This window comes from Microbacterium sp. (genome assembly GCF_035277845.1).
Lineage (GTDB): Bacteria > Actinomycetota > Actinomycetes > Actinomycetales > Microbacteriaceae > Microbacterium.
Map to the genome: position 1 here is coordinate 1 of NZ_DATEJS010000086.1, position 6,553 is coordinate 6,553.

At 72.5% G+C, this 6,553-nt stretch carries 6 protein-coding genes and 1 pseudogene; 2 read left to right on the forward strand and 5 right to left on the reverse strand.

All coding sequences use genetic code 11. The features are described 5' to 3' along the window. Positions 1 to 290 (reverse strand): annotated as a pseudogene (locus tag VJR25_RS03655) (urocanate hydratase); the annotation flags it as partial. Beyond that, positions 290 to 1,840, reverse strand: a complete 1,551-nt coding sequence (gene hutH / locus VJR25_RS03660) for a histidine ammonia-lyase (RefSeq protein ID WP_324112627.1) — start codon at positions 1,838 to 1,840, stop codon at positions 290 to 292. The pseudogene VJR25_RS03655 and the gene hutH, both read right to left, overlap by 1 nt. Positions 1,841 to 1,901: 61 nt before the next feature. Here hutH and VJR25_RS03665 point away from each other — a divergent pair, with 61 nt between their 5' ends. After that, positions 1,902 to 2,666 carry an IclR family transcriptional regulator gene (locus VJR25_RS03665; RefSeq protein ID WP_324112628.1) on the forward strand — a complete coding sequence of 255 codons (765 nt, stop codon included), beginning with the start codon at positions 1,902 to 1,904 and terminating at the stop codon, positions 2,664 to 2,666. Between the two features lie 7 nt (positions 2,667 to 2,673). Here VJR25_RS03665 and VJR25_RS03670 read toward each other — a convergent pair whose 3' ends face one another. The 3 genes from VJR25_RS03670 to VJR25_RS03680 all read right to left on the reverse strand — a co-directional run bounded on the left by VJR25_RS03670 (position 2,674) and on the right by VJR25_RS03680 (position 4,588). Beyond that, positions 2,674 to 3,150, reverse strand: a complete 477-nt coding sequence (locus VJR25_RS03670) for a YbaK/EbsC family protein (protein ID WP_324112631.1) — start codon at positions 3,148 to 3,150, stop codon at positions 2,674 to 2,676. A 113-nt stretch (positions 3,151 to 3,263) separates the two neighbouring features. Beyond that, complete coding sequence (locus VJR25_RS03675) at positions 3,264 to 4,136, reverse strand: type IV toxin-antitoxin system AbiEi family antitoxin domain-containing protein (protein WP_324112632.1); 873 nt, start codon at positions 4,134 to 4,136, stop codon at positions 3,264 to 3,266. Positions 4,137 to 4,375: 239 nt separating this feature from the next. After that, a complete protein-coding gene (locus VJR25_RS03680) occupies positions 4,376 to 4,588 on the reverse strand; it encodes a heavy-metal-associated domain-containing protein (protein ID WP_324112634.1) in 213 nt (70 codons plus the stop codon). A gap of 214 nt (positions 4,589 to 4,802) precedes the next feature. On the opposite strand from VJR25_RS03680, the gene VJR25_RS03685 reads away from it, so the two are divergent. Further along, positions 4,803 to 6,395 (forward strand): AMP-binding protein, encoded by a 1,593-nt coding sequence (locus tag VJR25_RS03685; RefSeq protein WP_324112636.1) that lies wholly within the window; start codon positions 4,803 to 4,805, stop codon positions 6,393 to 6,395. The last annotated feature ends 158 nt before the right edge of the window (positions 6,396 to 6,553 follow it).

A 6,553-nucleotide genomic window follows, 5' to 3' on the forward strand; every position in this document is an offset into this window, starting at 1 on the left:
GGCGCGTCGCGGTGGGTGCGGAACACGCCGACCGGCTTGCCGGACTGCACCAGCAGCGTCTCATCGGGCTCGAGCTCGTCGAGGGTGCGGACGATCGCGTCGAACGCCTCCCAGCTGCGAGCGGCGCGACCGGTGCCGCCGTAGACGACGAGGTCTTCGGGGTGCTCGGCGACCTCGGGGTCGAGGTTGTTCTGGATCATGCGCTTGGCGGCTTCGGCGCCCCAGCTCTTGGCGGTGCGCTCGGCACCGCGGGGTGCGCGCACGACGCGCGTCTCGGCGTTGGTGCTCATCAGTTCTCCTTGGTGTTGTTGAAGGCGGCAGCGGCGACGGCGCCGCTGATCACGAGTTCGGTGACGCCCTCGATGTCGGGCGACACGAAGTGGTCCGGGCCGGGGCCCGCGACGACGGTGCGCACGAGGTCGCGCACGGCGCCCGTGGCGGAGCCCGGCTGCAGCGGGGCACGCAGGTCGAGCGCGCGGCATCCCGTGACGACCTCGACCGCGAGCACGCGGGAGAAGCCGTCGATCGCGCGGCGGAGCTTGCGGGCCGCCGCCCAGCCCATCGACACGTGGTCCTCCTGCATGGCCGACGACGGGATCGAGTCGACGGATGCCGGGACGGCGAGGCGCTTGAGCTCCGAGACGATGCCGGCCGCGGCGTACTGGGCGATCATGAGGCCCGAGTCGACGCCGGCCTCATGGGCGAGGAACGGCGGCAGGTCGCGGTTGCGCGCGACGTCGAGGGCGCGGTCGGTGCGGCGCTCCGAGATGGATGCCACGTCGGCGACGGCGATCGCGAGGAAGTCCAGCACGTAGGCGACGGGGGCGCCGTGGAAGTTGCCGTTGGACTCGACGCGGCCGTCGAGGGTGACGACCGGGTTGTCGACGGCGGAGGCGAGCTCGCGCTCGGCGACCATGCGGGCGTGGGCGGCGGTGTCGCGGGCCGCGCCGTGCACGATCGGCGAGCAGCGCAGCGAGTACGCGTCCTGCACGCGGCCGTCCTCCGGTCCCTTGTGCGAGGCGATGATCGGCGAGTCGCCGAGAAGGGCGCGCAGGTTCGCGGCGGACGTGCCCTGACCGACCTGGGGGCGCAGAGCCTGCAGGTCGGCGGCGAACACGGCGTCGGTGCCCAGCTGGCTCTCCACCGACAGCGCGGCGGCGAGGTCGGCGGTGTCGAGCAGGATCTGCAGGTCGTGCAGGGCGAGCAGCAGCATCCCGAGCATGCCGTCGGTGCCGTTGATGAGGGCGAGGCCCTCCTTCTCGCGCAGCTCGACCGGAGTGATCGCGGCGGCGGCAAGGGCCTCGGCGGCATCCATCTCGATGCCGTCGGCGTCGCGCACGCGGCCTTCGCCGGTGGCGGCGAGGGCGACGTGCGACAGCGGGGCGAGGTCGCCGGAGCAGCCGAGCGAGCCGTACTCGCGGACGATCGGGGTGATGCCGGCGTTCAGCATCTCGGCGTACGTCTCGACGACGACCGGACGCACACCGGTGCGCCCGGTGGCGAGGGTCTGCAGACGCAGCAGCTGGAGGGCGCGCACGACCTCGCGCTCGACCTCGGGGCCGGTGCCGGCGGCGTGCGAGCGGATGAGGCTGCGCTGCAGCTGCACGCGGCGCTCCGGCTCGATGAAGGTGGTGGCGAGGGCGCCGAAACCGGTGGAGATGCCGTAGTGCGGCACCGGGTCGTCGGCGAGGGCCTCGATGAGGGCGCGGGATGCCGCGACGCGCTCGAGCGCCTCGGCGGCGATCTCGACACGCGCGCCGAAGCGGGCGACGGCGACGACGTCGGCGGGGGTGAGCACGTCGGCGCCGACGACGACGGAAGCGAGAGCGGTGAAGGTCATGTTCCGATTCCACACCGAACGGGATGACGGCGCGACCGGTTTGTGGCATCCTGTGTCTGGGATGTCAGACAATCGACCACAGGTCCCCGCCGCCGATCAGACGCTGCGGATCCTCACCTATCTCGCCCGCCAGCCGGCCCCGGTGCCGGCCGCGGCGATGGCGCAGGCCCTCGGCATCCCGCGGTCGAGCATCTACCATCTGCTCGACGCGCTCTCCCAGCACGGCTACGTCGTGCACGTGCCCGCGGAGCGGCGCTGGGGACTCGGTACGGCGGCGTTCGAGCTCGCCGGCGGCTACAGCCGGCAGCAGCCGATCGCCCGCCTCGGCCGGCGCCTCGTGGCGACCCTCGCCGACCGCACGGGCGAGAGCGCGCACCTCGCCATCATGAGCGGCCGCGACGTCGTCTACATCGTCGAGGAGCGCGCGCCGCGCCGCCCGGCCCTCGTCACCGACGTCGGGGTGCGTCTGCCGGCGCACCTCACCGCGACCGGCCGCGCCATGCTGGCGGCGCTGCCGACCGCGCAGATCCGGGCGCTGTTCCCGGATACCGCGAGCTTCATCGACCGCACCGGGCGCGGGCCGGGCACGCGCTCGGCGCTGCGCGAAGTGCTCCGTCAGGTGCGTGCCGACGGCTACGCCACCGAGGACGGTGAGATCACCCTCGGTCTGCGATCCATCGGCGTCGCCGTGCTCGACCACGCCGGCTGGCCGGTCGCCGCGGTCGCGGTCACCTGGCCCGAGGAGGCCGACCGGGAGGCGGCATCCCTCGTCCCGGCCGTCCGGTCCGCGGCCGCGGAGCTGCAGCGTCGCCTGTACGGCCGCTGATGCGGCTTCAGTCGACCTGCGCGACGATGCCGCCCGTGAGCCGCACGAGCTCGTCGTACGTGAGCGGGAACACGGTGTGCGGGGTGCCGCCGGCCGCCCAGATCTCCGGGAACGCGGCGAGCGCCTCGTCGACGACCGTGCGGATCGGCGCCGGATGCCCGGCCGGTGCGACTCCCCCGATCACCTGGCCGGTGGCCTCACGCACCTGCTCCGGGGTCGCCCGGGCGATCCTGCCGGTGCCGAGCCGCGCGGCGAGCGCCTTCGTGTCGACCCGGTGCGCGCCGCTGGTCATCACCAGCAGCGGGGCGTCGTCCGCCCAGAACACGAGGCTGTTCGCGATCGCACCCACCTCGACGCCGACCGCCGCGGCGGCGAGCGCCGCGGTCGCGGCGGAGTCCGGCAGCACGACGATCTCGCCGGTGATGTCCACGGCACGCAGGGCGTCGTGCACGAGCAGGCTGCGGGCGGGCAGATGCGCGGTCATCCCCTCAGCCTAGCCAGCCGGTTTGGCGTGCCCACTCTCCGCCGGTCGGGAGCACCGGCGCGTTGTACAGGTGATTTCGACCGTTCCCCGCCCCGAGCGGCAGCTCACGGCGTCTATCCCCTGGACATCGTCCCGGCGCGACGGGCGCGGGCCGGCCGACCACCGGCGAGCAGGCCCGCCAGGGCGGCTCGGACCTCGTCGCGATGCCACATGATGTCCTCCGCGATCGGGCGATAGGTGGAGTATCCCAGCCGCGCGGCCGCCTGATCACGTCGCAGGTCCTCCCTGCGCTGCCGCCAATCCGAGTGGAATCGCTCGCTGTCGCACTCCACGATCAGCCAGCCGTCGATCACGAGATCGACGCGACCCACTCCGCGGATCCACACCTGCACCTCGACACCGGCACCGAGCTCGAGGGCGATGAGCCGCATGATCGTCTCGGTGCCGGACTCCGACCGCGTGTCCAGCCACCGCCGCGCCCGTCGGTAACGGCGCGGGAGCGCGGCGAAGACCTCACCCAGCTCGTCGATCCGGAGCACGCCGAGCTGCACGGCAGACTCGATCGTCGCCAGACCTTCGCGCCACGGCTGCCCCTTCGCCGACTGGATGACGGCGTCCAGCACCTCGACACTGCACGACCGGGGATGAGGGGTGCGCCGGAGCATGCCGCGCTGGACGTGAATGCCCTCCGGCACGGGCGGCAGTCGCGACGCCTCCGGTTCGATGTGGACGTGCGTGCCGGGGTGGTCCTGGACGAAGACCCCGCGGCGGCGCAGCTCGGACGATCCGCAGAGCCGTCCGCCGATCCGCACGGCCGAAGCGCACTCCTCGGGAAGCCCCGGCTGGCCGTACACCCCCTTCCGCAGGCGGAGGAAGCTGCCGTCGCGCACGGCGCGGGCCAGCCGCTTGGCGGTCCATCCCTCGGCCGCGAGATCGCGGGTGCGGAAGAACCGCGGGGCATCCTGTGCATCCGGCTCGGTGCTCATCCGCCCACACTGTGAGCCGCATCCGGGTGTGCGCCATCCGTACGAGCCGATTGTGGACAACCCCCTCTCCTCGACCGGGATCCCGGGCCGTGGGGACGATCTACAGGCGCCGGATGCCGCGGCGCACCGTCGAGGCGCCGGGCAGGCTCGCAGAGCCTGTACAACGTGCCAGGGCACCGGCACCGCAGCTCGGTGGCGGGCCAGTGGACGGCTCCCGGGAGTCGGGGGCGGGGCCGGACTCAGGCGGCGCGGGCGGCCGTGTAGCCGGCCTCCGCGACGGCGGCGATGACGGCCGCGTCGTCGACGGGTCCGGATGCCTCGACCACGAGCCGGCCGGTCGCTGCGCTGGCGTCCGCGGCTGCCACGCCGGGGACGGCGCCGACCTCGCTGCGGACCGCGGCCTCGCAGTGCCCGCACGACATGCCGGTCACCTGGAACTCGATCGTGGTCATCGCCTCACCTCTCCGTCCTTGATACCCCCTAGGGGTACTTGTGCGAGTCTACGGCATCCTCCGCACGTGCGGAGCCGCCACCCGAAGATCGGGACTCAGTTCCGGCGGCGATGCGACTCAGTTCCAGGGCCGGAACCACCGTGGCATGATGGTCTGCACCGGCGCGGATGCCGGTGCCCACCTGCGATGACGCAAGACGAAGGGGAGCCTCCTCGTGTTCGAAAGCCCGTACCCCGACATCGAGATCCCCGACGTCAGCGTCTACGACTACCTGTTCGGGTCGCTGGACGACGACGAGCTGGCGCAGGTCGCGCTCATCGACCCGGCCAGCGGCACGCAGACCACGTACCGTGCCCTCCGCGCGCAGGTCGACGCCTTCGCCGGCGCCCTCGCCGTGCGCGGCGTCGAGGTGGGAACCGTCGTCGCACTGCTGTGTCCCAACGTCCCGTCGTTCGCGACCGTGATGCACGGCGCGCTCCGCGCGGGTGCCTCGGTCACCACCGTCAACTCGCTCTACACGGCCGGCGAGATCGAGACGCAGCTGCGGGATGCCGACGCCACCTGGCTCGTCACGGTGAGCCCGTTCCTGCCGCAGGCATCCGCCGCCGCCGAGGCGGTGGGCATCCCGCCGGAGCGCCTCATCGTGATGGACGGCGCCGACGGGCACCCCGGCCTCGGGCAGCTCATCGGCGAGCAGAACCCCCCGCCGGACGTCTCGTTCGACCCCGCCACGCACATCGCCGTGCTCCCGTACTCCTCCGGCACCACCGGCGTCCCCAAGGGCGTCATGCTCAGCCACCGGAACCTGGTCGCCAACGTGCAGCAGTGCCGGGCGAGCCTCGACCTCGACGCCTCCGACCGGGTGCTGGCGGTGCTCCCGTTCTTCCACATCTACGGGCTGACCGTGCTGCTGAACCTCGCGCTGCGCCAGCGGGCGAGCCTCGTGACGATGGCGAAGTTCGACCTCGTGGAGTTCCTCACGAACATCCAGCGCTACGGATGCACCTACCTCTACATCGCGCCGCCCATCGCGGTCGCCCTCGCCAAGCATCCGATCGTCGACCAGTTCGACATCTCCACCGTGCGCACCGTGTTCTCCGGTGCCGCTCCGCTCGACGCCGAGACGGCGGAGGCGGCCGGCAAGCGGATCCACGCGCGCGTGCTGCAGGGGTACGGCATGACCGAGTCGAGCCCGGTCTCGCACGCGATCCCGGTGGAGGTCGCCGACATCCCGGTCAGCTCGGTCGGGTATCTGCTGCCGAGCATGCAGGCGAAGCTCGTCGACCTGGACACCGGGGCGGAGATCACCGAGGTCGGCCCCGACGGCACCACGGCACGCGGTGAGCTGTGGATGCGGGGGCCGAACATCATGATCGGCTATCTCAACAAGCCGGATGCCACGGCGGACACCCTGGACGCCGACGGGTTCCTGCACACCGGCGACGTCGCGGTCTACCACGCGGGCGGCTACTACTCGATCGTGGACCGCGCGAAGGAGCTCATCAAGTACCACGGCTACCAGATCGCCCCGGCGGAGCTGGAGGCGCTGCTGCTCGGTCACCCGAAGGTGATGGATGCCGCGGTCATCGGCGTGCTCGACGACGACCACCAGGAGGTGCCGAAGGCGTTCATCGTGGCCCGGCCCGATTCGGGGCTGACGGCGGACGAGGTGATGGCCTTCGTCGCCGAGAACGTCGCGCCGCACAAGAAGGTGCGCCGGGTGGAGTTCGTCGAGCAGATCCCGAAGTCGAGCGCCGGGAAGATCCTGCGCAAGGACCTGCGGGCCCGCGAGATCGCCGCGTCCTAGACGGACCCGCTCGTCGCCGCGCTGCCGGTCGCGGCCGGCGGGACGCTCCCGCGTCGCGCCGCCTGAGCCGTCGCGAGAGTCGCGATGAGCACGGTGAGCAGCGCCCCGAGCAGGATCGCGGCGCCCTCGCCGGGCGCCAGGGCGCCGGTCTGGATGCC